Origin of the sequence: Ideonella sp. (assembly GCF_035254525.1) — a bacterium.
Lineage (GTDB): Bacteria > Pseudomonadota > Gammaproteobacteria > Burkholderiales > Burkholderiaceae_C > Ideonella.
In genome coordinates this window covers 1-24311 of the sequence record NZ_DATFAN010000213.1, presented here as the reverse complement: position 1 = coordinate 24311, position 24311 = coordinate 1, and the positions used below count along the sequence as shown (strand labels likewise).

At 67.3% G+C, this 24311-nt stretch carries 22 protein-coding genes; 12 read left to right on the top strand and 10 right to left on the bottom strand.

Annotated elements, in window-relative coordinates:
- Positions 1–14 precede the first annotated feature (14 nt).
- From hpnD to VJ693_RS24590, 3 genes are all read left to right on the top strand, one after another.
- The gene (gene hpnD, locus VJ693_RS24600; protein ID WP_324158653.1) at positions 15–845 is read left to right on the top strand and encodes a presqualene diphosphate synthase HpnD; all 831 of its coding nucleotides are present in this window, start codon (positions 15–17) and stop codon (positions 843–845) included.
- Entirely contained in the window at positions 829–2139 is a 1311-nt protein-coding gene (gene hpnE, locus VJ693_RS24595; protein ID WP_324158652.1) for a hydroxysqualene dehydroxylase HpnE, read from the top strand. The genes hpnD and hpnE overlap by 17 nt, the downstream gene beginning before the upstream one ends.
- 98 nt (positions 2140–2237) lie before the next feature.
- Positions 2238–3005: an IclR family transcriptional regulator gene (locus VJ693_RS24590; protein ID WP_324158650.1), complete on the top strand. Its 768-nt coding sequence runs from the start codon at positions 2238–2240 to the stop codon at positions 3003–3005.
- A 50-nt stretch (positions 3006–3055) separates the two neighbouring features.
- On the opposite strand, the gene pbpG is transcribed toward VJ693_RS24590, so the two are convergent.
- From pbpG to VJ693_RS24560, 6 genes are all read right to left on the bottom strand, one after another.
- Positions 3056–4147: a D-alanyl-D-alanine endopeptidase gene (gene pbpG, locus VJ693_RS24585; RefSeq protein ID WP_324158648.1), complete on the bottom strand. Its 1092-nt coding sequence runs from the start codon at positions 4145–4147 to the stop codon at positions 3056–3058.
- Between the two features lie 132 nt (positions 4148–4279).
- A complete protein-coding gene (locus VJ693_RS24580; RefSeq protein WP_324158646.1) occupies positions 4280–5821 on the bottom strand; it encodes a 2-isopropylmalate synthase in 1542 nt (513 codons plus the stop codon).
- A 210-nt stretch (positions 5822–6031) separates the two neighbouring features.
- Positions 6032–6877, bottom strand: coding sequence for a CDP-diacylglycerol--serine O-phosphatidyltransferase (gene pssA / locus VJ693_RS24575; protein ID WP_324158645.1), 846 nt, complete (start codon positions 6875–6877; stop codon positions 6032–6034).
- 78 nt (positions 6878–6955) lie between these two features.
- On the bottom strand, positions 6956–7972 hold the full coding sequence (ilvC, locus tag VJ693_RS24570; protein WP_324158643.1) for a ketol-acid reductoisomerase: 1017 nt from the start codon (positions 7970–7972) through the stop codon (positions 6956–6958).
- A 51-nt stretch (positions 7973–8023) separates the two neighbouring features.
- Positions 8024–8515: an acetolactate synthase small subunit gene (ilvN, locus tag VJ693_RS24565; RefSeq protein ID WP_324158642.1), complete on the bottom strand. Its 492-nt coding sequence runs from the start codon at positions 8513–8515 to the stop codon at positions 8024–8026.
- 164 nt (positions 8516–8679) lie between these two features.
- A complete protein-coding gene (locus VJ693_RS24560; RefSeq protein WP_324158640.1) occupies positions 8680–10464 on the bottom strand; it encodes an acetolactate synthase 3 catalytic subunit in 1785 nt (594 codons plus the stop codon).
- Positions 10465–10715: 251 nt separating this feature from the next.
- Here VJ693_RS24560 and VJ693_RS24555 point away from each other — a divergent pair, with 251 nt between their 5' ends.
- The 6 genes from VJ693_RS24555 to VJ693_RS24530 all read left to right on the top strand — a co-directional run bounded on the left by VJ693_RS24555 (position 10716) and on the right by VJ693_RS24530 (position 14129).
- Positions 10716–11282, top strand: a complete 567-nt coding sequence (locus VJ693_RS24555) for an RNA polymerase sigma factor (protein ID WP_324158639.1) — start codon at positions 10716–10718, stop codon at positions 11280–11282.
- Positions 11279–11713, top strand: coding sequence for a DUF3619 family protein (locus tag VJ693_RS24550; RefSeq protein WP_324158637.1), 435 nt, complete (start codon positions 11279–11281; stop codon positions 11711–11713). Before VJ693_RS24555 ends, VJ693_RS24550 begins: the two co-directional genes overlap by 4 nt.
- A gap of 93 nt (positions 11714–11806) precedes the next feature.
- Positions 11807–12556 (top strand): DUF3106 domain-containing protein, encoded by a 750-nt coding sequence (locus VJ693_RS24545; protein WP_324158635.1) that lies wholly within the window; start codon positions 11807–11809, stop codon positions 12554–12556.
- Positions 12553–13107, top strand: coding sequence for an RDD family protein (locus VJ693_RS24540; RefSeq protein WP_324158634.1), 555 nt, complete (start codon positions 12553–12555; stop codon positions 13105–13107). The genes VJ693_RS24545 and VJ693_RS24540 overlap by 4 nt, the downstream gene beginning before the upstream one ends.
- Before the next feature lie 45 nt (positions 13108–13152).
- Positions 13153–13548, top strand: coding sequence for a diacylglycerol kinase (locus VJ693_RS24535; protein ID WP_324158632.1), 396 nt, complete (start codon positions 13153–13155; stop codon positions 13546–13548).
- A 2-nt stretch (positions 13549–13550) separates the two neighbouring features.
- Entirely contained in the window at positions 13551–14129 is a 579-nt protein-coding gene (locus VJ693_RS24530; RefSeq protein WP_414652368.1) for a TIGR00730 family Rossman fold protein, read from the top strand.
- Positions 14130–14150: 21 nt separating this feature from the next.
- Here the strand turns inward: VJ693_RS24530 and VJ693_RS24525 are convergent, their stop codons facing one another.
- Both VJ693_RS24525 and VJ693_RS24520 read right to left on the bottom strand, forming a co-directional pair.
- Entirely contained in the window at positions 14151–14489 is a 339-nt protein-coding gene (locus VJ693_RS24525) for a P-II family nitrogen regulator (protein ID WP_324158629.1), read from the bottom strand.
- A gap of 39 nt (positions 14490–14528) precedes the next feature.
- On the bottom strand, positions 14529–16241 hold the full coding sequence (locus tag VJ693_RS24520; protein ID WP_324158627.1) for an NAD+ synthase: 1713 nt from the start codon (positions 16239–16241) through the stop codon (positions 14529–14531).
- On the opposite strand from VJ693_RS24520, the gene VJ693_RS24515 reads away from it, so the two are divergent.
- Complete coding sequence (locus VJ693_RS24515; protein ID WP_324158625.1) at positions 16240–17421, top strand: GNAT family N-acetyltransferase; 1182 nt, start codon at positions 16240–16242, stop codon at positions 17419–17421. The two genes, VJ693_RS24520 and VJ693_RS24515, sit on opposite strands and share 2 nt — an antisense overlap.
- Here VJ693_RS24515 and VJ693_RS24510 read toward each other — a convergent pair whose 3' ends face one another.
- Together VJ693_RS24510 and ppa are read right to left on the bottom strand one after the other, a co-directional pair.
- The gene (locus tag VJ693_RS24510) at positions 17422–20199 is read right to left on the bottom strand and encodes a pitrilysin family protein (protein WP_324158624.1); all 2778 of its coding nucleotides are present in this window, start codon (positions 20197–20199) and stop codon (positions 17422–17424) included.
- A gap of 165 nt (positions 20200–20364) precedes the next feature.
- The gene (ppa, locus tag VJ693_RS24505; RefSeq protein ID WP_324158622.1) at positions 20365–20901 is read right to left on the bottom strand and encodes an inorganic diphosphatase; all 537 of its coding nucleotides are present in this window, start codon (positions 20899–20901) and stop codon (positions 20365–20367) included.
- Positions 20902–21143: 242 nt separating this feature from the next.
- Between ppa and VJ693_RS24500 the strand changes: the two genes are divergently transcribed.
- Positions 21144–23186, top strand: coding sequence for a sodium-translocating pyrophosphatase (locus VJ693_RS24500; RefSeq protein WP_324158814.1), 2043 nt, complete (start codon positions 21144–21146; stop codon positions 23184–23186).
- A 429-nt stretch (positions 23187–23615) separates the two neighbouring features.
- Positions 23616–24140, top strand: coding sequence for a hypothetical protein (locus VJ693_RS24495; protein WP_324158620.1), 525 nt, complete (start codon positions 23616–23618; stop codon positions 24138–24140).
- The last annotated feature ends 171 nt before the right edge of the window (positions 24141–24311 follow it).

Here is a 24311-nt window from a genome sequence, read left to right as displayed (position 1 = left end):
CGGCGGCCCAATACGTGCAAGACAAAGCCGCCGGCAGCGGCTCGTCGTTCTACTACGCCTTCATGTTCCTGCCGGCGCCACGGCGCGCGGCCATCACCGCCTTCTACGCCTTCTGCCGCGAGGTCGATGACGTGGTCGACGAGGTGCACGACCCGCAGGTCGCCCGCACCAAGCTGGCCTGGTGGCGCAGCGAGGTCGCACAGGCCTTCGCCGGGCAGCCCAGCCACCCCGTGATGCATGCCCTGATGCCCCTGGCGGCGGACTATGCGATCGGCCCGCGGCATCTGAACGCCGTCATCGAAGGCTGCGAGGTGGATCTCGCGCAGAACCGCTTTCTCGACTTTCCGGCACTGGCGGGCTACTGCCACCTGGTGGCGGGCGTTGTCGGGGAGGTCGCCTGCAACATCTTCGGCCGCGAAGACGACGCGACGATCGCCTACGCCCACCGGCTCGGTCTCGCGATGCAGCTGACCAACATCATCCGCGACGTCGGCGAGGACGCCCGGCGAGGCCGCATCTACCTGCCGATCGACGAGTTGCAGCAATTCGACGTCAAGGCGCACGAACTGTTGCGCCGGGAGGCGCCCTGGGGCTACGGCGATCGCTTCCAGGCGCTGATGCGCTTCCAGGCCGACCGCGCGCACCGCCTGTACGACGAGGCCTTCGCGCTGCTGCCCGCGCGCGACCGCGCATCCCAGAAGCCCGGTTTGATGATGGCCAACATCTACCGAACGCTGCTGCGCGAGATCGAGAAGAGCGGCTTCCAGGTCCTGCACCAGCGCACCTCGCTGACGCCGCTGCGCAAGCTCTGGATCGCCGCGCGGACGCATGTCGCCGGGCGCTGAAGCCAAGCCGCCGCAGCGCGTTGCCGTGGTCGGCGGCGGCTGGGCGGGGCTGGCCGCGGCCGTGCACGCCACCACGCTCGGCCACCAGGCCAGCCTGTACGAAATGGCACCGCAGCTCGGCGGCCGCGCGCGCTCGGTAACCCACGACGGAATCACGCTGGACAACGGCCAGCACATTCTGATCGGTGCTTATCGGGACACGCTGGCACTGATGCGCCGGGTCGGGGTCGAGCCCGATCAGGTGCTTCATCGCCAGCCGTTGACCTTGCTGTATCCCGACGGCAGCGGCTTGTGCCTGCCGCCCGGACCGGCCCTGCCCGCCTTCGCGCGCGGCGTCTGGGCCTGGCGCGAGCTCCCATGGCGACAGCGCCTGGGCCTGCTGGCGCTGGCCGCGCAGTGGCGCTGGCAGGGCTTCCGCTGTGCGCCGGCGCTGACGGTGGCCGAACTCGCTCGCCGCTGCCCGCCGCAGGCCTACCGCGAACTCATCGAACCGCTGTGCGTGGCCGCCCTGAACACCCCTGCCGAGCAGGCCAGCGCCCAGGTGCTGCTGACGGTGTTACGCGATGCCCTGTTCGGCGAACCAGGAGCTGCCGATCTGCTGCTACCCAAGGGATCACTCGACGCGCTCCTGCCTCGGGTCGCCGGCGAATGGCTGCGGCAACACGGCGCCAGCGTCGCGCTCGGGCACCGCGTGATGCGGCTCGACGTCGATGCCAGCGGGGCCGACATCGACGGTGAGCGGTACGACCACGTGGTGCTCGCCACGCCACCGGGGGAAGCGGCGCGGCTGGTGGAAACGCTGGCGCCTGCCTGGAGTCGAGAGGCCGCCGCTTTTCGCTACCAGCCCATCATCACCGCCTGGCTCCAGGCATCCGCCGCCCGCTGGCCACAGCCGATGATGGCCTTGCGGGCCGACAACCGCCGGCCTGCCCAGTTCGGTTTCGATCTGGGCGCGCTCGGCGGGCCGCGCTCGACCTATGCCCTGGTCGTCAGCGGCGCCGCGGCGTGGGTCGATGCGGGCACGAATGCGACCCGGTCCGCCATCCTGAACCAATGGGACGAGGCCTTTCCGGCCAGGCAGCACGGGCCGGTGAAGTGGCTCGACAGCCGCACCGAAAAGCGCGCGACCTTCGCCTGCACACCCGGCTTGAAGCGCCCCGCCGCCCGGGTGCACGCGCGCGTCACCGTCGCCGGCGACCATGTCGAAGGTCCTTATCCGGCCACGCTCGAGGGGGCGGTCCGTTCGGGCTTGGCCGCAGTCCAAGCCCTGGGCAGGGCTGGATCGGGCGCCTGAACCATGCCCGCAGCCAGGCGGCGAAGTCTGTTCCCGCTTTCGTATGGACGCATGCTTTTTCGCCATGCAAAAATGCGCAGCTGGAAGGATCACCGAAGATGACACGAAAAGACAGTTCGTCCCCCAGCATCCAGGTGCTTGCGCGAGCCTTCAGCCTCCTCGACGTACTGGCCTCGCACCAGGACCCGGTGTCGCTGAAGGAACTGAGCGAAACCACCGGGCTGCACCCCTCCACCGCCCACCGCATCCTGAACGACCTGGCCGCCGGCCGCCTGGTCGACCGACCCGAGGCGGGCAGCTACCGGCTCGGCATGCGGCTGCTGGAGTTGGGCAACCTCGTGAAGGCGCGGCTGGACGTGCGCGACGCGGCGCTGGCTCCGATGCGCGAACTGCACAAGCTGACCCACCAGCCGGTCAACCTGTCGGTTCGCCAGGGCGATGAAATCGTCTACATCGAGCGAACCTACAGCGAGCGGTCCGGAATGCAGGTGGTCCGCGCGGTCGGCGGCCGGGCGCCACTGCATCTGACCTCGGTGGGCAAGCTCTTCCTGGCCTATGACGACCCGCAGCGCGTGCGGGCCTACGCCACGCGCACCGGGCTGGCCGGCCACACCCGCAACAGCCTGACCGACCTGCCTTCGCTCGAACGGGAACTGGCCTCGGTGCGGCGCAATGCGGTGGCGCGCGACGACGAGGAGCTTGAGCTGGGCGTGCGCTGCATGGCCGCCGGCATCTTCGACGACCAGGGCAAGCTGGTCGCCGGGCTGTCCATTTCGGCGCCCGCCGACCGGCTGGAAGAATCCTGGCTCGATCGGGTCAGGGCCACCGCGGCGCAGATCTCCACCGCCCTGGGCCACCGGGCCTGAAACGCCGACGGCACCTTGCTGGTGCCGTCGAGGGGGTCAAGCCAGCGCAGTCAGCCGGCCGGATGCACCTGCGCCGTCACGGCCGGAGCCGTGGCGCCACCGCCGGCAGGAACCGCCGGACTGCTGCTCATCAGCCACTTGCGAATGCGCTCGGCATCACCGATTCGCGAATACTTGCCGGCCGAATCCAGCAGCACCATGATCAGCTTGCGGCCGGCCAGTTGAGCCTGCATCACGAGGCACTGCCCGGCCTCGGTGATGTAGCCGGTCTTCTGCAGCCCGATATCCCAGCTCGGGTTCAGCACCAGCCGGTTGGTCGTGTGGTACTGGAGCTGGCGAGAGCCGATGGCAACTTGGTGCTCCGGCGAGGTGGTCAGTTCGCGCAGCAACGGCACCTCGTGGGCCGTCTTGACCAGCACGGCGAGGTCGCGGGCGCTCGACTGGTTCTGGCTCGACAGGCCGGTGGGCTCGACGTAGCGGGTGTCGTTCATGCCAAGCAGCCGCGCCTTGGCGTTCATCGCGGCGACGAAGGCCGACAAGCCGCCCGGGTAGTTGCGGCCCAGCGCGCTGGCCGCACGGTTCTCGGACGACATCAGCGCCAGGTGCAGCAGTTCGCCGCGGGACAACTGGGTTCCGACGGCCAAGCGGGACGAACTGCCCTTTTCGGTATCGACGTCGTCCTGCGTGATGGTCAGCACTTCGTCCATCGGCAGGTTGGCTTCGCTCACCAGCAAGCCGGTCATCAGCTTGGTGATGGAGGCGATCGGCAACACGGCCTTGGAGTTCTTGTTCAGCAGGACTTCGTTGGTGTCCTGGTCGAGCACGAAGGCGACGCTCGACTTCAGGTCGAGTGGATCGTCGGTCTGGTGCAGTCCGGCCAACTGCCCGAAGGACTGGCGGGCGGGCTCGGCCACCCTCACGACCGATCGGCGGGAGGCCACCGACCGGGTGCTGCGGCTCGGCACCGAGGCCTTGGCTCGGGTGGTCGTGCGGCTGGCGCTGGCCTTCTTGGCCGTACTGCCCGCTTGCGAGGCTTCGGCCTTGCGCGCGGCCGCGGCATCGGCCGGCGGGCCGCTCAGCGCCAAGCCGCAGGCCAGGCCCAACACGCCCAGCCAACGCCGTGAAAATCTGATCTTGAGCATTCTTCGGGTGCCTTTACCCACCGTCGTGGTCGCGAGTCTATTTGAAACAAAAAAGACATGCAAGATCAAAAACTTGCATGTCTTTCCTCAAGTGCGCCGGTGGGCGCACGGAGACCCGCGGACGGAGGGGTTTCAGCCTTGGGCAGCCACCCGTTCGTTCTTGGCGTGCAGCTTGTTCAGCGCCGCGAGATAGGCCTTGGCAGAGGCAACGACGATATCCGGATCGCTGCCCACCCCGTTGACCACCCGCCCGCCATGCTGCAGCCGGATGGTGACCTCGCCCTGCGATTCTGTACTGCCGGACGTGATCGCGTTGACCGAATACAGCAACATTTCCGCGCCACTTTGGACCTTTGACTCGATGGCCTTGAGGCTTGCGTCAACCGGGCCGTTGCCATCGCTCTCGGCCACGAACTCGTCGTTGCCGGCGCCGAAGGCGACCTGCGCATGAGGCCGCTCGCCGGTTTCGGAACGCTGGGACAGCGCAACGAAGCGGTAATGCTCGGCGTCGTGGGTCACGCTCTCGTCGCTGACCAGCGCGATGATGTCCTCATCGAAGATCTCGCTCTTGCGGTCGGCGAGGTCCTTGAAGCGGGCGAAGGCCGTGTTGATGTCGGCTTCCGATTCCAGTTCCACGCCGAGCTCTTGCAGGCGCTGCTTGAAGGCGTTGCGGCCCGAGAGCTTGCCCAGCACGATCTTGTTGGCCGACCAGCCCACGTCTTCGGCACGCATGATCTCGTAGGTGTCGCGCGCCTTCAGCACGCCGTCCTGGTGGATGCCGCTGGCGTGCGCGAACGCATTGGCGCCGACCACCGCCTTGTTCGGCTGCACGACGAAGCCGGTGGTCTGGCTGACCATGCGCGAGGCCGGCACGATCTGGGTCGTGTCGACGCCGACGTCCAGGCCGAAGTAGTCGCGGCGGGTCCTGACCGCCATCACCACCTCCTCCAGCGAGCAGTTGCCGGCACGCTCGCCCAGGCCGTTGATCGTGCATTCGACCTGGCGGGCGCCACCGATCTTCACCCCCGCCAACGAATTGGCGACGGCCATGCCCAGGTCGTTGTGACAATGCACCGACCAGATCGCCTTGTCGGAATTCGGGATGCGCTCACGCAACTGCCTGATGAACTGGCCATACAGCTCGGGAATCGCATAGCCCACGGTGTCCGGGATGTTGATCGTCGTGGCGCCCTCGGCGATCACTGCTTCCAGCACCCGGCACAGGAAATCGGGCTCGGAACGGTAGCCGTCTTCGGGCGAGAACTCGATGTCGCCGCACAGGTTGCGCGCGAAGCGCACGGCCAGCCGAGCCTGCTCGAACACCTGGTCCGGCGTCATCCGCAGCTTCTTCTCCATATGCAGCGGGCTGGTCGCGATGAACGTGTGGATACGGCCGCGCGCCGCGCCGGCCAGCGCCTCGGCGGCACGGGAAATGTCGCGGTCGTTGGCTCGGGCCAGCGAGCACACGGTGGAATCCTTGATGTGGCCGGCAATCGACTTCACCGCCTCGAAATCGCCGTTGGACGAAGCGGCGAAACCGGCCTCGATCACATCCACGCGCAGGCGCTCGAGCTGACGCGCGATGCGCAGCTTCTCGTCCTTGGTCATCGAGGCGCCGGGCGATTGTTCGCCGTCGCGCAAGGTGGTGTCGAAGATGATGAGCTTGTCAGCCATGGCGTTCTCGAAGGTAGGTGGACGGGAAAACAAGAACGGCCCGCTGCTTGCGCAAGGCGGGCCGTTGATCGGAGAGAAATTCGAAAGTGACGGACGTGGTCGATCAGCGTGCCCAGGAGACTCCTAGCAGTAGCAGCAACGTGGCAATGGTGATCGGCGACCGGATCATGGACTTCAATATAGCACGGGTGCGTTGATTCCCGAGGGCACTCAATGCAGGCCGCGCTCGTCGGGCTCGTCGGTCGAGGTCGCGATGACACTGACCGGCTTGCCCTTGACCTTGCGGTAAACGTAAACCGCGTAGCCCGAGATCCCGTAGGCGCAGAAGACACCGAAAAGCACGATCGGCGGGTGGATGTTGATCAGCGCGATCCCCAGCGCGATGGCCACGATCACGATGAAGGGCACGGTCCGCTTGAAGCTCACATCCTTGAAGCTGTAGAACGGCACGTTGGTGACCATGGTCAGGCCGGCATAGAGCGTCAACGCGAAGCCCCCCCAGGCGAGGCCGGTCAGGTGGCTCACGTCCTTGAAGCCGGCATCGTCCATCACCCAGATGAAGCCGATCACCAGCGCCGCGGCGGCCGGGCTCGGCAGCCCCTGGAAGAAGCGCTTGTCGACAATGCCGATGTTGGTGTTGAAGCGCGCCAGACGCAGCGCCGCGCAGGCGCAGTAGACGAAGGCGGCGATCCAGCCGGCCTTGCCCAGGCCCTTGAGCGCCCACTCGTAGACGATCAGCGCCGGCGCCGCGCCGAAGCTCACCATGTCCGACAGGCTGTCCATCTGCTCGCCGAACGCACTTTGCGTGTTCGTCATGCGCGCCACGCGACCATCCAGGCTGTCGAGCAGCGCCGCAATGAAGATGCCGTAGGCCGCCTGTTCGAAGCGCCCGTTCATCGCCATGACGATCGCGTAGAAGCCGCCGAACAGCGCCGCCAGCGTGAACAGGTTGGGCAGGATGTAGATGCCACGCCGGCGCGGACGGCGCGGCTCGGCCAACTCGACGTCGTCGTCTGGCGGCAAGGCCGCGTCGGGGTGAAGATCCTGTTCAGGCATGGGCGGGGAGCATAACGCAAGGAACCAATGGAAAAGGCCGCCCGCAGGCGGCCTTCGACGGGCAAGCAAGGTGCCCGATCAGTTGCGGCTCTTGTCGACCAGCTTGTTGGCCTTGATCCACGGCATCATCGCGCGCAGCTTCTCGCCGACCACCTCGATCGGGTGCTCGGCGGTCAGGCGGCGGCGCGAGATCAGCGTCGGCGCGCCGGCGCGGTTCTCGAGGATGAAGCTCTTCGCGTACTCGCCGGTCTGGATGTCGGTCAGGCACTGCTTCATCGCCTTGCGGGTCTCGTCGGTCACGACACGCGGGCCGGTCACGTACTCGCCGTACTCGGCGTTGTTCGAGATCGAGTAGTTCATGTTGCCAATGCCGCCCTCGTAGATCAGGTCGACGATCAGCTTCAGCTCGTGCAGGCACTCGAAATACGCCATTTCGGGCGCGTAGCCGGCTTCGACCAGCGTGTCGAAGCCCGCCTTGATCAGTTCCACCGTGCCGCCGCACAGGACGGCCTGCTCGCCGAACAGGTCGGTCTCGGTCTCCTCGCGGAAGCTGGTCTCGATGATGCCGGCCTTGCCGCCGCCGTTGGCCGCGGCGTAGCTCAGTGCCAGGTCGCGCGCCTTGCCGCTCTTGTCGGCATGCACGGCGATCAGGTGCGGCACGCCGCCGCCCTGGCTGTAGGTGTTGCGCACGGTGTGGCCGGGCGCCTTCGGGGCGACCATCCAGACATCGAGATCCTCGCGCGGCTGGACCTGGCCGTAGTGCACGTTGAACCCGTGCGCGAAGGCCAGCGACGCACCCTGGCGGATGTTCGGCTCGACTTCCTTCTTGTAGACCTCGGCGATCTGCTCGTCCGGCAGCAGGATCATCACGACGTCGGCGCCCTTCACGGCATCGGCGACTTCAGCCACCTTCAGGCCGGCCTTCTCGACCTTGGCCCACGAGGCGCCACCGCGGCGCAAGCCGACCGTGACCTTGACACCGCTGTCGTTCAGGTTCTGGGCATGGGCGTGGCCTTGTGAGCCGTAGCCGATGATGGTGACGTTCTTGCCCTTGATGAGGCTGAGATCAGCGTCCTTGTCGTAGTAGACCTTCATGGTGGTTCTCTCTCTGGCTGGCGGGAAAAGTGGGAATCGGGTGAAGCGGGCTCAAACCCGCAGGATGCGCTCGCCGCGGCCGATGCCGCTGGTGCCGGTGCGCACGGTCTCGAGGATGGCAGCGCGGTCGATGCCTTCGATGAAGGCGTCGAGCTTGCCGGCGTCGCCGGTCAGCTCGATGGTGTAGCTCTTTTCGGTCACGTCGACGATGCGGCCACGAAAGATGTCGGCCATGCGCTTCATCTCCTCGCGTTCCTTGCCGACGGCGCGCACCTTGATGAGCATCAGCTCGCGTTCGGTGAACTGGCCCTCGGTCAGGTCGACGACCTTGACCACGTCGACCAGCCGGTTCAGGTGCTTGGTGATCTGCTCGATCACCTCGTCCGAACCGGTCGTGACGATGGTCATGCGCGACAGCGACGCGTCTTCGGTCGGTGCGACCGTCAGGCTTTCGATGTTGTAGCCGCGGGCGGAAAACAAGGCCACCACGCGTGACAGGGCGCCGGGCTCGTTCTCGAGCAGCACGGCAATGATGTGTTTCATGGCTGAACTCCAAGCGTGCTCTTCACGGCCGGCGGCGGTAACCGCCGGCGCTTGGCCACGCTGTCAAGTCGTCGAACTAGAAAATCGGCCCGGGTTGCTCGGGCGCTCCGACCGGCGCCGCCCGCGCGGCGGTAACCGCGCGGATGGAACCGGCCTTCACGCCGTCACAGGTCCTCGGACCCCAGCAGCATCTCGGAGATGCCCTTGCCCGCCTGCACCATCGGCCAGACGTTCTCCGTCGGGTCGGTGCGCACGTCGAGAAAGACGGTGCGGTCCTTCAGGCGGATCAGCTCCTTCAGCGCCGGCTCCACCTCGGACGGCTTCTCGATCTTCAGCCCGACGTGGCCGTAGGCCTCGGCGAGCTTGACGAAATCAGGTAGCGCATCCATGTAGCTGTGCGAGTAGCGGCCACCGTAGTCGAGCTCCTGCCATTGCCGCACCATGCCGAGGTAGCGGTTGTTCAGCGAGATGATCTTGACCGGCGTCTGGTACTGCTGGCAGGTTGAAAGCTCCTGGATACACATCTGGATCGAGCCCTCGCCGGTGATGCAGAACACGTCCGAATCGGGCTTCGCGAGCTTGATGCCCATGGCGTACGGCAGCCCCACACCCATCGTCCCGAGGCCGCCGGAGTTGATCCAGCGACGCGGCTCGGCGAAGCCGTAGAACTGCGCGGCCCACATCTGGTGCTGGCCGACGTCGGACGTGATGTAAGTGTCCCGATTGCGGGTCAGCTTCCACAGCGTCTCGATCACGTGCTGCGGCTTGATAACGTCGTCGCTCTTGCGGTAGGCCAGGCACTCTTTCTTGCGCCAGTCGTTGATCTGCGACCACCAGCCGTTGATCGCGTCCTTATCCGGCTTGGCGGACGACTCCTTGAGGTGCGCGATCAACTCCTGCAGCACGTCCTTGACGTCACCGACGATCGGGATGTCGACCTTCACGCGCTTGGAGATCGACGACGGGTCGATGTCGACGTGGATGATCTTGCGCTCGACCGACGCGAAGTGTTTCGGATTGCCGATCACTCGGTCGTCGAAGCGCGCACCGACGGCCAGCAGCACGTCGCAGTGCTGCATCGTCATGTTGGCTTCGTAGGTGCCGTGCATGCCCAGCATGCCGAGGAACTTCGGGTCGCCGGAGGAGATGGCACCCAGCCCCATCAACGTGTTGGTGCACGGGAAGCCCAGCAGATCGGCCAGCTCGCGCAACTCGGCCGACGCGTTACCCAGGATCACGCCGCCGCCGGTGTAGATGTAGGGCCGCTTCGCACCGAGCAGCAGTTGCGCCGCCTTGCGGATCTGGCCGCCGTGGCCCTTCTTGACGGGGTTGTACGAGCGCATCTCGACGCGCTCGGGGTAAAGGAACGGGGCCGTCTTCAGCGAGACGTCCTTCGGGATGTCGACCACCACGGGGCCGGGCCGGCCGGTGCGGGCGATATGGAAGGCCTTCTTGATCGTCGAGGCCAGGTCGCGCACGTCCTTGACCAGGAAGTTGTGCTTGACGATCGGGCGGGTGATGCCGACCGTGTCGCACTCCTGAAAGGCATCCAGACCGATCGCCGGCGTAGGCACCTGGCCGGTGATGATCACCATCGGGATCGAATCCATGTAGGCCGTCGCGATGCCGGTCACGGCATTCGTGACGCCCGGGCCCGAGGTGACCAGCGCGACGCCGACCTCGCCGGTCGCGCGGGCATAGCCGTCGGCCGCGTGCACGGCCGCCTGCTCGTGGCGGACCAGCACGTGCTGGATGCTGTCCTGCTTGTACAGCGCGTCGTAGATGTAGAGGACCGCGCCGCCGGGGTAGCCCCAGAGGAACTTGACGCCTTCAGCCTGAAGACAGCGGACCAGGATCTCGGAGCCATTGGGCTCCGCAGCGGGGGATGAGGGGGAGGAAAGCGGTTGTGCCGAAGCGGCACGCTTGACTTCCGCGGCAGACATGTCCATTTCGAACCTCTGTGATTTTCTCTGACGAAAAACCATCGGTGCCCCTTCTCGCGCCCTCGTGAGGCGGACTCGGAACCTGCGCGATCAACATTGCCGACACCCTTGGTCGGGGCGGCCTGAACGACGAGTTCGCAAATTGTGCGAAGCAGCATTATTGCACTGAAGTCGCTGACCGACGGCTTTCGTGGGGCGAATGACATAATCGCCGCCGATTTCGCGCCGGGCCGAAGCCGCCTGTGTCGCCATAAGCCTTGGCCACTGACAAAGAACTCACCGACTTCCTGAAGAGTGTCGAAAAGCGCGCGTTCAAGCGCACGGCCTACGCCGTGCGCGACGACGACGCGGCGCTGGACATCGTCCAGGATTCGATGATCCGCCTGGCCCAGAAGTACGCCGACCGCCCCGCCGCCGAGCTGCCGCTGGTTTTCCAGCGCATCCTGTCGAACGCGACGATGGACTGGTTTCGCCGCCAGAAGGTGCGCAACGCGGTGATGCAGAACCTGTCGGACTTCGAGGGCTCCGACGACGGCGGTGATTTCGACCTGCTCGAATTGCTCTCGACGATGGAGGGTTCGCTCGGGGCCGAGAGCGCCGCAGACACCGTCGGACGGGAACAGATATTGCTTTTGATCGAGAAGGAGATCGGCCTGCTACCGGGGCGTCAACGCGAGGCCTTCCTGCTTCGTTACTGGGAGGAACTGGATGTTGCCGAGACAGCCACGGTGATGGGTTGCTCCGAGGGCAGCGTGAAAACGCACTGCTCGCGGGCTGTTCATGCCCTGGCCAAAGCACTCAAAGCCAAGGGAATTTCGCCATGAACGGCCACGTCATTCGTCCTGCCAACGATGTCGAGCGCATCGAGGCCCGTTTCGGTTTGCGCATTGGCGCCCTGCTGAACGAGCGGGCCGAGCGCACGCCGCACGACATCTCCGAGCGCTTGCGCGTCGCGCGCGAGCAGGCGATCGCGCAGGCTCGCGCAAGCCGGCTGGCCGGTGCACCGGCCGATCTGGTCGTCGGCACGGGCCGAACCGCCGTGCTGGGCCGTCAGCCCGGCTGGCTGTTCCGCTTTGCCTCGGTGGTCCCCCTGGTCCTGCTGGTGGCCGGCATGGTGCTGATCGACGAGTGGCACGATCGTGCGCAGATCGAAGCAGCAGCCGAAGTGGATGTGGCCCTGCTCGCGGACGAGTTGCCGCCCGACGCGTACAGCGATGCCGGTTTCGTCGAGTTCCTGAAGGAAGCCCCACAGTGAACAACCGGTTCTCTCCTGCCGTGGCCTGCCGTTGACGTGATCCTTCGCCGCACGCCTTTTTCCCGTTGCCTTCGCCCGGCCATCACCTTGGTGATGTGCCTTGCCCTGGCCGCGCCGGGCCTGGCGTCGGCCCAGGCGAACGCCGCGGGACCGAGCTGGGCCCAGCTCAGCACGGCCCAGCAGGCGGCGTTGGCGCCGCTGCGAAACGACTGGGACAGCCTCGATGCCAGCCGAAAGCAGAAATGGCTGGAAGTGGCCTCGCGTTTCGGACAGATGTCACCCAAGAGGCAGGAACGCGTGCGTGAGCGCATGACGGAATGGGCGCGCCTGTCGCCGTCGCAGCGCAGCGAAGCGCGGGTCAACTACCAGCAGTCCAAGCAGATCGCGCCGCAAGACCGCCAGGCACGCTGGGAGGCTTATCAGGCCCTGACGCCCGAGGAGCGCGCCGCGCTCGCCGCGCGCGCGCAGCCTTCCGCGCCGGCGGCCTCGCAGGCCAACCCGGCCCGGGCGCTGCGCAAGGCGCCGGTCGATGCACTGGCACCCAAGTCGAACCTCGTCGCCCCGGGGCGGGGTGCCGTCCCGGCACCCAAGCCGATCGCGCCGACGGTCGTCCAGGGGAATCCGGGTGCGACCACCCGCCTGGTCAACACGCCGTCGAAGCCGCCGCCCTACCAGCAACCCGGACAACCGAAGATCGCGGCCACGCCCAAGCAGGTGGACCGGGCCACCCTGCTGCCCAAGACCGGGCCCCAGGCGGCCGGCGTCGCACCGGCCAGGCCGGCGCGACCGACGACGCCCCCGCCGGCGCCGGCCCGGGCCGCGCCAGGCTCGTCGAATCCGTGACCGACGATCGGTCGTCTTCGCCGGCCGGCGCGGGCCCGTCCTCGCCCGTCGAGTTGCAGGCTCCTGCACTGAAGCGCCGGTTCGCGGCCTTCGTCTACGAGGGTGTGCTGCTGTTCGGTGTCTTGATGGTCGCGGGCTACCTGTACCTGGGGCTGGCCCGGATGTGGCATGCAGGCCAGGACACGCGGGGACTTCAGGTTTTCCTGTTCCTGGTGCTCGGCATCTACTTCGGCTGGTTCTGGTCGCACGGCGGTCAGACCGTCGCCATGAAGGCCTGGCATATCCGTCTGGTCGATGCGCTGGGCCGCCCAGTCGGGCCGGTGCGCGCCTTGGTGCGCTATGTGCTCAGCTGGCTGTGGTTCGCGCCGGGCTTGCTGGCGGCACACCTGTCCGGCCTGAAGAGCGGCGGCAGCCTGTTCGGCATCGTCGCGACGGGGATCGTCGCCTACGCCGCGCTGTCGCGCCTGAACCCGCAGCGCCAGTTCTGGCACGACGTGGTCTGCGGCACGCGCCTGATCGACGTTCGACTCCAAAAGCCCCGCGCCAGCTGAGCCCCGCGGGCCTCGCCCAGCGCCGGCTGTCAGAATCCAGGCCGAATGAATACCGCCCCGACCACCACCACGGCCCCCAAGCCGGCCCAGGGCCTGCCCCGCCTGCGCCAGGCCTGGCTCAACTCCATGCGCGGCCTGCGCCTGGCCTATGCCGGCGAGCGTGCCTTTCGGCAGGAAACCGCGCTGGCGGTGGTGCTGGTGCCGATGGCGTTCTGGCTCGGGCGAAGTTGGGTCGAGGTGGCGCTGTTGGCCGGTTGCGTCTGGCTCGTCCTGATCGTCGAACTGCTGAACTCGGCAATCGAGGCGGCCATCGACCGCATCGGGCCCGAGCGCCACGTGCTGTCGGGCCGAGCCAAGGACGTGGCGAGCGCCGCGGTGTGGATGTCGCTCACGCTGTGTGCGACGGTCTGGGGCGCGGCCTTGTGGTCGCGGTGGGCATGACGGTGCTCAGCGTCTGCGTCTACTGCGGGTCGCGCTTCGGCGCATCGCCCGCCTTTCTCGCTGCCGCGCAGGCGCTCGGCCAGGCGATCGCCGGGCGCGGCTGGCGCCTGGTCTACGGCGGGGGCAACGTCGGCCTGATGGGTGCGACGGCCGATGCGGCGTTGGCGGCTGGCGGTGAAGTGGTGGGCGTGATCCCCGAGCGGCTGGTCAATCGGGAAGTGGGCCACCGCGGCCTGAGCGAGTTGCACGTCGTCCCGACGATGCACGACCGCAAGCGGCTGATGGCCGAGCTCGCCGACGTGTTCATCGCCTTGCCCGGCGGAATCGGCACACTGGAGGAGTTGTTCGAGGTCTGGACCTGGCGCCACCTGGGCTACCACGACCAGCCGATCGGCCTGCTAAACGTCGAGGGCTTCTATGACCCGCTGCTCGGCTTCATGCGGCACACGCTCGACGCCGGCTTCATCGATGGCCAGCAGCAGTCGATGTTGACGGTCGCCGCCGAGCCGGCGTTGCTGCTGGATCAACTCGCCGCCCAGGCGGCAGGCGCGGCCGGACCGGAAGATTTCAGCCGGATCTGAGCAACCCGGCGTCAGGCGGCGTCAGACCGCCGCTTCGTCGGTCTCGCCGGTGCGGATGCGCACCACCTGCTCGACCGCAGTGACGAAGATCTTGCCGTCGCCGATCTTGCCGGTCTTGGCGGCCTTGACGATGGCCTCGATCGCGCGGTCGACGTCGTCGTCGCGCACCACGACCTCGACCTTCACCTTGGGCAGGAAGTCGACCACGTACTCGGCGCCGCGGTACAGCTCGGTGTGGCCTTTCTGGCGGCCGAAACCCTTGACCTCGGTGACGGTGAGGCCCGACACCCCCACCTCGGCCAGCGCCTCGCGCACCTCTTCGAGCTTGAACGGCTTGATGATGGCGGTGATCTGCTTCATAGCGGGCTCCAGTGAGAAAAGGGGATACGTCGACTCGATTTAAGCACGGAACTTCGAGGTGATCGGGTAGCGCCAGTCGCGCCCGAAGGCACGGTGGGTGATGCGGATGCCGACCGGCGCCTGGCGGCGCTTGTATTCGTTGACCTTGATGAGCCGGGTCACCCGTTCGACGTCGGCCCGCGCGAAGCCGGCCGCCACGATCTCCTCGATGCCCTGGTCGTTTTCCATGTAGCGCTCGAGGATCGCGTCGAGCACCGCGTAGGGCGGCAAGCTGTCCTGGTCGGTCTGGCCGGGCCGCAGCTCGGCCGACGGCGGCCGCGTGATGATGCGCTCGGGAATCACCGGGCCGATCGAGCCGTCGGCGCGGCGGCTGGGCTGCCGGTTCTTCCACTCGGCCAGCCGGTAGACCAAGGTCTTGGCCACATCCTTGATCACCGCGAAACCGCCGGCCATGTCGCCGTACAGGGTGCAGTAGCCCGTGGCCATCTCGCTCTTGTTGCCGGTCGTCAGCACGATGGCACCCGTCTTGTTCGACAGCGCCATCAGCAACGTGCCGCGCACGCGCGCCTGGATGTTCTCCTCGGTGGTGTCCTCAGGCAGGCCGGCGAACTGCGGCGCCAGCGCGGCGCGAAAGGCATCGAACATCGGCGTGATGCCGATCTCGTCGTAGCGCACGCCCAGGCGGGCGGCCATGTCACGCGCGTCGAGCCACGATATGTCGGCCGTGTAGGGCGACGGCATCATCACGCAGCGCACCTTGTCGGCGCCCAGCGCCTCGACCGCCACGGCCAGCACCAGCGCCGAATCGATGCCGCCGGACAGGCCGATGATCGCGCCGGGAAAGCCGTTCTTGCCAAGGTAGTCGCGCACGCCGGTCACCAGCGCGCCCCAGGCCTGGGCTTCGACCTCGGGCACCGGCGCGACGCTGCCGCGCACCAGTCCGCCGGCGCCGAGCTCGACGATCAGCGTCGCCTGCTCGAACATCGGCGCCCGGGCCTGCACGCGCCCTTGCGCGTCGACCGCGAACGAGGCGCCGTCGAACACGACTTCGTCCTGCCCGCCGACCAGGTGGGCATACAACAGCGGCCGGCCGCAGGCCTGGGCCCGCGCCGCCATGCGCTCTTCGCGCTCGCCGTGCTTGTCGACGTGGAACGGCGACGCGTTGAGCACGCACAACACGTCGGCCCCGGCCGCACAGGCGGCCTCGGCCGGCTCGTCGAACCAAGCGTCTTCGCAGATCAGCAGGCCGAAGCGAACGCCCTGCACGTCGATCACGACGGGGCCGCGGCCGGCATCGCGGCCAGAGGCGAAGTAGCGCCGTTCGTCGAACACCTGGTAGTTCGGCAACTCGCGCTTGCAGTAGGTGGCCTGCACGCGGCCGGCGGCAAGCACCGAGGCGGCATTGAAGCGCCGCGGCAGGGAATAGGACTTGGACCTAAGATCGGCCGCTTCGCCCCAGGCCAACGGATGCCCGACCACCAGATGCAGCCCCTCGCAATCGGCCAGTTCGACGGCCAGTGCCGCGAGCTGATCCTCGCAGGCACGCAGGAAGGCGGGCCGCAGCAACAGGTCTTCAGGGGGGTAGCCGGTCAATGCCAGCTCGGGCGCCAGCACCAGGCGCGCGCCCTCGGCATGGGCACTGCGAGCCGCCGCGGCCATCTGGCGCGCGTTGCCGGCCAGGTCGCCCACCGTCGCGTTGATCTGGGCCAGGGCCACCTTGACGGTGCCTGAGACGGTGTCCGGGCTGCGCATGAGCGATCTCGAAGGCGAAGCGGCAAATTATGTCATTCGGGTCCACGCCGACCTGTCGGACATCGACGCATCCGAGTGGAACGCGTTGCTTCTGGCCCAGCCCGATCGGCTGCCCTTTCTGCGCCACGAGTTCCTGCGCGCCCTGCACGAGACGGGCTGCGCCGCGCCTGATTCCGGCTGGGCACCCGCTTTCGTGACCTTGTGGCGCGAGGGCCGCCTCGACGGCGCGGTGGCTGCCTATCTGAAGTCGCACTCCTACGGCGAATACGTGTTCGACTGGGCCTGGGCCGATGCCTATCGGCGCCACGGCCTGGCCTACTACCCGAAGCTGCTGGCGGCGGTGCCGTTCACGCCGGTGCCGGGCCCCCGTCTCCTGGCACACCGGCCGGCCGATCGCCGGCTGCTGCTGCGCGCGCTGCGCGCTCTGGCGGTGCAAAGCGAGTTGTCGTCGGCACATTTGCTGTTCGGCAACGACGACGACTTCCAGGCGGCCGAAGCCGAAGGCTGGATGATCCGCCACGGCGTGCAGTTCCATTGGCGCAACCGCGCCGAGCCGCCGTATGCGGACTTCGCCGACTTCCTGGCCGCGATGCAGCGCGAGAAGCGCAAGAAGATCCAGCAGGAGCGCCGGCGCGTCGCCGAAGCCGGCATCGAATTCGACACCCTCGTGGGCCGCGAGATCAGCGACGCCGACTGGCGCTTCTTCCACCGCTGCTACACGCTGACCTACCAGGCCCACGGCGGAACGCCCTACCTCAACCTGGCGTTCTTCCAACGCGTGGCCGCCGAGTTGCCCGAACACTGGCTGATGTTCATCGCCCGACGTGAGGGCCGGCCGATCGCCGCCTCGCTGGTCGCCATCGACGCATCACGCGGCTGGGCCTGGGGCCGCTACTGGGGTGCGACCGAGCCCGTGCCCTTCCTGCACTTCGAGGCCTGCTACTACCAACCGCTGCAGTGGTGCATCGAGCAGGGCTACCGCTGCTTCGAGGGCGGCGCCCAGGGCGAGCACAAGATGGCCCGCGGCCTGACGCCCACGCCCACCCGCTCGGCCCATTGGCTGGCCCACCCGCAGTTCGCCCAGGCGGTGGAGGATTTCCTCGCCCGCGAGGGCCGCGGCATCGCCGCCTACCTGGATGAGCTGCGCGAGCACGAGCCGTTCAAGCGCGCCCTGCCCTGATCACTGGCCCTTGAAGTCGCCGGCGACTGCGCTGACGAAACGCTGCGGCTCGATGTACTTGCGCCAGGCCGCGCTGGCCTGCTCGGGCGTGACGGCCGCAATCGCATCGTCGAGCTGCTGGGCGACGGTGAACCTGCGGCCGAGGTAGTCGTTGTTGGCCAGGCCGGCCGCCAGGTTGCCGTCCTGCGCACGCGACAGGCGCCGGTAGTTCAGCAGCCCCGCCTTGGCCTGCTCGATCTCGGCCGCCGCGAAGCCGGTCTTCAGCGCGCGCTCGGCCTCGTCCTTGAACGCCGCTTCGACCTTGGCCCGGTTCTGCGGCGCGAAGATCGCGCTGGCCTGCCAACCCGTGTTGGCGTCCAGCGGGTTCCAGCTCAGCGTGCTGCGCACGTCGTAGCTCAGACCCTCGGACTCGCGGATGCGCTTCCACAGCCGCGAGTTGCCGCCGCTGCCGAAAGCGAAATTGGCCACCATCAGTGGCGCCTGGTCCGGGTCCAGTTCCTTCAGCGGCAGCGGCAGGCGCACGACCATCGTCGCGTTCTGCTTGTCGGGCGTCTCGAAGGCCAGCCGCTTGGGCGGCGCAGCGACCAACGGGCGCGGCACGCGGGTGAAGGCCACGCCCGCGCCCCAGCCGGCGAAGGCCTTGTCGAGCGCCGCCCGCACGGCGGGCACGTCCATCGCGCCGACCGCCGCGAACTGGGCCCGGCCCGCACCGACGAAACGCTGGTGGAAGGCCTTGATCTGCTCGACCGTCACCGCATTCACCTCGGCGATGGTCTCGTCGAATGTGCGGGCGTAGCGCACGTCGCCCGCCGGGTACGGGTTGCCGTGGCGGTCGAGTGCGTCCTCGACGATCGCCTCGGGCTCCTTTCGGCTTTGCTCGATGCTCGAGATCACCTGGCGGCGCACCTCCTGCAGCCCGTCGGCCGGCAGGCTAGGCTGGCGCAGCATCTGGCCCACCAGCTCGATGGTCGCGGGCAGATTCTCACGCGTCGTCATGAGGTTCACGACGAGGTTCTCGGCACCGCCGCCGATCTGCACCTCGGCCTTCAGCGCGGTCAGGCGGTCCTGTAGTTGCTGCCGGGTCAACTGGGTCGTGCCCTTGTCGAACATCGCGCCAAGCAGCTCGGCCACCGTCGACTGGCCCTTGAGGCTCTGCTCGTCGCCCAGCCGCAGCGACAGCTGCGCGTTGACCACCTCGCCGCGCGAGGCCTTGGGCAGCAGCGAGACCTTCAGCCCGGGTGCGATCTCGAAGCGCTGGGTGCGCGCCTCGATATTGGCCGGCGAGGCATCGAAGGCCTCGGCCCGGGCCAGCGTCTCGACCGGCTTGAAGCTCTTCATCTGCTCCGCGACATCGACGTTCTCGGGTTTCGGCGCACGCGCCGGCGCTTCGGTCGGCACGTAACTCGCGAGCGTGCGGTTGGCGCGCAGCAGGTAGGCCGCCGCCACGCGGTTCACGTCGGCCGTGCTGATCGTCTTCACGCGGTCGCGCAGCAGGAAGAACAGGCGCCAGTCGCCCTGGGCCACGGTCTCGGACAGCGCCACGCCGACCGTTTCGGGGTCCGAGAAGCGCAAGTCCCAGTCCTTCAGCCACTTGGCGCGGGCGCGGTTGACCTCCTCGTCGGTGACGGGCTGGCTGGCCACCGATTCGAGCGTCGAGAGCAGCGCATCGCGCGCCTTGTCGGCGTCCTGGCCGGGCGCCAGCTGCGCGCCGTACAGCGAGAAGCCCGGGTCGTGCAGGTCGGCATTCCACGAGAACACGCTGGCCGCGAGCTGGCTCTCGACCAGCTTCTTGTGCAGGCGGCCGGCCGGGACGTCGCTCATCACCAGGCCCAGCAGCTCCACCGCCGCGGTGTCCGGGTGCGCGCCGGGCGGCACGTGGTAGCCGGCGAACAGCAGCGGCACGCCACCCTGGCGGCGCAGCGTGACGGCGCGCTCACCGTCCTGCACCGGGTCGATCGTGTAAAGCTTGGGCAGCGTGCGCTTGGGGGCCGGCAGCCTGCTGAACTCGGCCTGCACCCAGCCGACGACCTTGGCGGGGTCGAACTTGCCGCTGACGATCAGCGTCGCGTTGTCGGGCTGGTAGTACTGCCGGTAGAAGGCCTGCAGCCGGCCGATGTCGACGTTCTCGACGTCGGCGCGTGCACCTATCGTGTCGTGGCCGTAGTTGTGCCACTGGTACATCGTGGCGAGCGTCTTCTCGAACAGGATGCGCGACGGGTTGTTCTCGCCCATCTCCATCTCGTTGCGCACCACCGTCATCTCGGTGTCCAGATCGCGCCGGGCGATGAAGCTGTTGACCATCGCATCGGCCTGCCAGCCCAGGTACCAGCGCAGGTTGTCCTCGTTGGCCGTGAAGCTGGCGAAGTAGTTGGTGCGGTCCAGCCAGGTGCTGCCGTTGGCACGCAGGCCGCGGCTGGTGAATTCGGCCCAGACCTTGGGGTGCTTGGGCGTGCCCTTGAACAGCAGGTGCTCCAGCAGGTGCGCCATGCCGGTCTCGCCGTAGTTCTCCTGCCGGGAGCCGACGCGGTAGGTCAGGTTGACGGTCGTCGTCGGCTTGGCGTCGTCAGGCGCCAGCAGCACCTGCAGGCCATTGGCCAGGCGGTATTCGGTGATGCCCTCGACCGTGCGAACGGGTTGCAGCGCGGCTTGTGCCGGCGCGGTGGCTGCCGGCTTGCGTGCGGGCGCCTTGGGTGGGGCCTTGCGGGCCGGCGCGGCCTGGACGGCACTGACGAGTAACGCACCGGCGATGATCGCCCACCGGGACGGGAAGTTGCGCATGGGATCGACTCCTGATCGGATTCAGGCGCCACCAAGACAAACGCCGCCCGCAGGCGGCGTGACGGTCAAACGCCGCCCGCAGGCAGCGTGGTGGTGGCGCGCCGCGGCCACCGGATCCGGCGGCCCACGAGCGGCGACGATACCTCAAGCAGCGCGGCCGGCGGCTCAGCCGTGCTTGGCCTTCCAGGCGGCCTGACCCTGGCGCACTTCCTCGCGCGCGGCATCGGGGCCTTCCCAGCCCAGCACCTTGACCCACTTGCCCGCTTCCAGGTCCTTGTAGTGCTCGAAGAAATGCTGGATGGTCTTCAGGCGCAGCGGGTTCAGGTCTTCGGGCTTTTGCCACTGGCTGTACAGCGACAGGATCTTGTCGATCGGCACCGCGATCAGCTTGTTGTCGCCACCAGCCTCGTCGTCCATTCGAAGCATGCCCACCGGGCGGCAGGTCACCACCACACCGGGGATCAGCGGCACCGGCGTGATAACCAGCACGTCGACCGGGTCGCCGTCGTCGGCGAGGGTCTGCGGGATGTAGCCGTAGTTGCACGGGTAGTGCATCGAGGTCGCCATGAAGCGGTCGACGAACAGCGCGCCGCTCTCCTCATCGACCTCATACTTGATCGGGTCGGCATTCATCGGGATCTCGATGATCACGTTGAACTCGTCGGGCGCCTTGGCGCCGGGGGTGACGTTGTGCAGGCTCATGGTGTTCTGGGGAGTGATGAGAAGCGGGGAAACCCCGATTCTACGAACCGCGCTTGCCAAGCCCTGACAGCGCCGACCTTTTGATGCACCGCAGGAAAACACCATCCCGAGCGCCCGGGTGTTCACTTAGCATGCCAGCGCGCCCCTGCGGGGTGGCCCGATGAGCATGCCCCAGTCACTGGGGCGCCAAGCACAAGATTAGTGTCAGTGAGCGGAAGGAGAACCCTTTGATATCGACCACCATGGCGCTGTATGTGGCGCTGGCGTGCGGCCTCGCGGCTGTGCTTTACGGCTTCGTCCAGCGCAGCTGGATCCTGAAGCAGGACCCGGGCAACGCCCGCATGCAGGAGATTGCCGGCGCGGTGCAGCAAGGTGCCGCGGCCTACCTGGCGCGCCAGTACAAGACCATCGCCATCGTCGGCGTGGTACTGGCCGTGTTGATCTTCTTCTTCCTCGGCCGGCTCACCGCGGGCGGGTTCGTCGTCGGCGCCATCCTTTCCGGTGCGTGCGGCTTCATCGGCATGAATGTTTCCGTTCGTGCCAACGTGCGCACCGCGCAGGCCGCGACCCAAGGCATTGCCCCGGCGTTGAACGTGGCCTTCAAGGGCGGGGCGATCACCGGCATGCTGGTCGTCGGCCTGGGCCTGCTGGGCGTCGGCGCGTTCTTCTGGTTCGTCACCGGCGGCACCGATGTGAAGCCTGAAACGCTCAAGCCGATGCTCGGCCTGGCCTTCGGCTCGTCGCTGATCTCGATCTTCGCGCGCCTGGGCGGCGGCATCTTCACCAAGGGCGCCGACGTGGGCGCCGACCTGGTGGGCAAGGTCGAGGCCGGGATCCCCGAGGACGACCCGCGCAACCCCGCCGTGATCGCCGACAACGTGGGCGACAACGTCGGCGACTGCGCCGGCATGGCGGCCGACCTGTTCGAGACCTACGCCGTGACCCTGATCGCGACCATGGTGCTGGGCGCCTTGCTGGTCGCTGGTGCCGGCACCAGCGCGGTGGTCTACCCGCTGGCCCTGGGTGCGGTGTCCATCATCGCCTCCATCATCGGCTGCTTCTTCGTCAAGGCCGCCCCGGGCATGAAAAACGTGATGCCGGCCCTCTACAAGGGCCTGGCAGTGGCCGGTGTGCTGTCGCTGGTCGCCTTCTTCTTCGTCACGATGTGGCTGATCCCCGACAACGCGATTGCCGCCTCCGGCAGCCAGCTGCGCCTGTTCGGCGCCTGCGCCGTGGGCCTGGTGCTAACCGCCGCCCTGGTGTGGATCACCGAGTACTACACCGGCACGCAATACGCCCCGGTGCAGCACATCGCGCAAGCCTCCACCACCGGCCACGGCACCAACATCATTGCCGGTCTGGGCGTCTCCATGCGCTCCACCGCCTGGCCCGTGATCTTCGTCTGCATCGCCATCTGGGTTGCCTACCAGCTCGCCGGCCTGTATGGCGTGGCAGTGGCTGCGACCTCCATGCTGAGCATGGCCGGCATCGTGGTGGCGCTGGACGCCTACGGCCCGATCACCGACAACGCCGGCGGCATTGCCGAAATGTCCGAACTGCCCTCCAGCGTGCGTGACATCACCGACCCGCTGGACGCCGTGGGCAATACCACCAAGGCCGTCACCAAAGGCTATGCCATCGGCTCGGCCGGCCTGGCCTCGCTGGTGCTGTTCGCCGACTACACCCACAAGCTGGAGTCTTTCGGCAAGGTCATCACCTTCGACCTCAGCAACCAGATGGTGATCATCGGTCTGATCATCGGCGGCCTGATCCCCTACCTGTTCGGCGCCATGGCCATGGAAGCCGTCGGCAGGGCCGCCGGCTCGGTGGTGGTTGAAGTGCGCCGCCAGTTCCAGACCATCAAGGGCATCATGGACGGCTCGGGCAAGCCCGAGTACGACACCGCGGTGGACATGCTGACCACCGCCGCCATCAAGGAAATGATGATCCCCTCGCTGCTGCCGGTGGTGGTGCCGATCCTGGTCGGCCTGGTCCTCGGCCCGGCGGCGCTCGGTGGTCTGCTGATGGGGACCATCGTTACGGGCCTGTTCGTCGCCATCTCCATGTGCACCGGCGGCGGCGCCTGGGACAATGCCAAGAAGTACATCGAAGACGGCCACCATGGCGGCAAGGGCAGCGAAGCCCACAAGGCCGCCGTCACCGGTGACACGGTGGGCGATCCCTACAAGGACACCGCCGGCCCCGCCGTCAACCCGCTGATCAAGATCATCAACATCGTGGCGCTGCTGATCGTGCCGCTGATGATGAAGTTCCACGGCGGCTAAACCCGGCTCCCCCGCTCCCAACCCAAGCCCGCTTCGGCGGGCTTTTTATTTGCTGCATTTGCCCATTGTTATTCGCTACATTTTTAATAGCACCACGCACAGAAACGACGGCGCCTACACCTTAAAACGTCCGAGATCTTCAAATTTGCAAACTGCCGACCGACTCGTCCGAACCACCCGCAAGCGCCTCTGGAGTGTCTGTGGCACGCACATCAGCGCGCTGGCGCCGGCCCGTCGGTTTTCTCGAACCTCACGGATTCGCCTCCTGTCAACCCGGAGTTGCGTCCCGGACACAGCATGGCCGCCGCTGATCGCCTGCGGCGGCAGCGCCTCTTGCCAAAACGCCGATTCCCTTACACTGGAGCCATGTCGGACAGACCCGGGGTACATCGGGCTGAGCCAGCCAAGACACTCAGGGGAAACATTGACATGTTCGGATTTTTCGGAATCGGACGAGCCGGGCGAAAGCAGAGGGACGACACAGCGACGGATTTTGCGTCCCTGCCGTCGTCCTCATTACCGCTCAGCACCCAACAACATACCGCCACTCACCGGGAGCTGGTGCGTGTTGTGCTGCGCGACACCTTGCGCATGAATGGCATTCCGCCGGAATGGGTGGGCTGTGAAATCCTGACCCGCTCTCGCAGCGTCGGCGATCCGGTCCTGCAAATCCAGGTGCTGATCCACCAGTGGCACGAAGGGCTGTTGCGCTACGCACCGTTGATCCAGCAGCAACTGCTGCAGGCACTGCAGCGTTTCGACCCCGCCACCGACCATTCCCGGCACACCGTGGTCTGGCGTTTTTCCCCCGCCTGCGAGTGCCCGTACACGTCCATGCCTGAGCCCGGTTACTGGACATCGGCCACGGCCTTGCCGAAATTCGACCTCAGCCCCTCGGACCTCGGCCATCGAGACAACGGCTTTGCCCCGACCCAGCAAGGCCACTGGCGCTGAGGCGACTCTGGCAACGGCAGCGGCGCGTGATTTGCCCGACAGGGCATCGAACTTCAGCTACCATGCTGGCTGCCCCTGACGAAAGCCGGAGAGAAAGTTGAAAATTCTCGTCGTTGACGACCATGCCTTGGTTCGCGAAGGCCTGCGCCAAGTCCTCAAAGGACTTGATGC

What these genes read in the sequence shown, in the direction of transcription:
- hpnE (WP_324158652.1), top strand. Translation starts at nt 829, where the DNA reads ATGTCGCCGGGCGCTGAAGCCAAGCCGCCGCAGCGCGTTGCCGTGGTC.
- VJ693_RS24590 (WP_324158650.1), top strand. Translation starts at nt 2,238, where the DNA reads ATGACACGAAAAGACAGTTCGTCCCCCAGCATCCAGGTGCTTGCGCGA.
- pbpG (WP_324158648.1), bottom strand. Translation starts at nt 4,147, where the DNA reads ATGCTCAAGATCAGATTTTCACGGCGTTGGCTGGGCGTGTTGGGCCTG.
- VJ693_RS24580 (WP_324158646.1), bottom strand. Translation starts at nt 5,821, where the DNA reads ATGGCTGACAAGCTCATCATCTTCGACACCACCTTGCGCGACGGCGAA.
- pssA (WP_324158645.1), bottom strand. Translation starts at nt 6,877, where the DNA reads ATGCCTGAACAGGATCTTCACCCCGACGCGGCCTTGCCGCCAGACGAC.
- ilvC (WP_324158643.1), bottom strand. Translation starts at nt 7,972, where the DNA reads ATGAAGGTCTACTACGACAAGGACGCTGATCTCAGCCTCATCAAGGGC.
- ilvN (WP_324158642.1), bottom strand. Translation starts at nt 8,515, where the DNA reads ATGAAACACATCATTGCCGTGCTGCTCGAGAACGAGCCCGGCGCCCTG.
- VJ693_RS24560 (WP_324158640.1), bottom strand. Translation starts at nt 10,464, where the DNA reads ATGGACATGTCTGCCGCGGAAGTCAAGCGTGCCGCTTCGGCACAACCG.
- VJ693_RS24550 (WP_324158637.1), top strand. Translation starts at nt 11,279, where the DNA reads ATGAACGGCCACGTCATTCGTCCTGCCAACGATGTCGAGCGCATCGAG.
- VJ693_RS24545 (WP_324158635.1), top strand. Translation starts at nt 11,807, where the DNA reads ATGTGCCTTGCCCTGGCCGCGCCGGGCCTGGCGTCGGCCCAGGCGAAC.
- VJ693_RS24535 (WP_324158632.1), top strand. Translation starts at nt 13,153, where the DNA reads ATGAATACCGCCCCGACCACCACCACGGCCCCCAAGCCGGCCCAGGGC.
- VJ693_RS24525 (WP_324158629.1), bottom strand. Translation starts at nt 14,489, where the DNA reads ATGAAGCAGATCACCGCCATCATCAAGCCGTTCAAGCTCGAAGAGGTG.
- VJ693_RS24515 (WP_324158625.1), top strand. Translation starts at nt 16,240, where the DNA reads ATGAGCGATCTCGAAGGCGAAGCGGCAAATTATGTCATTCGGGTCCAC.
- VJ693_RS24520 (WP_324158627.1), bottom strand. Translation starts at nt 16,241, where the DNA reads ATGCGCAGCCCGGACACCGTCTCAGGCACCGTCAAGGTGGCCCTGGCC.
- VJ693_RS24510 (WP_324158624.1), bottom strand. Translation starts at nt 20,199, where the DNA reads ATGCGCAACTTCCCGTCCCGGTGGGCGATCATCGCCGGTGCGTTACTC.
- ppa (WP_324158622.1), bottom strand. Translation starts at nt 20,901, where the DNA reads ATGAGCCTGCACAACGTCACCCCCGGCGCCAAGGCGCCCGACGAGTTC.
- VJ693_RS24500 (WP_324158814.1), top strand. Translation starts at nt 21,144, where the DNA reads ATGGCGCTGTATGTGGCGCTGGCGTGCGGCCTCGCGGCTGTGCTTTAC.
- VJ693_RS24495 (WP_324158620.1), top strand. Translation starts at nt 23,616, where the DNA reads ATGTTCGGATTTTTCGGAATCGGACGAGCCGGGCGAAAGCAGAGGGAC.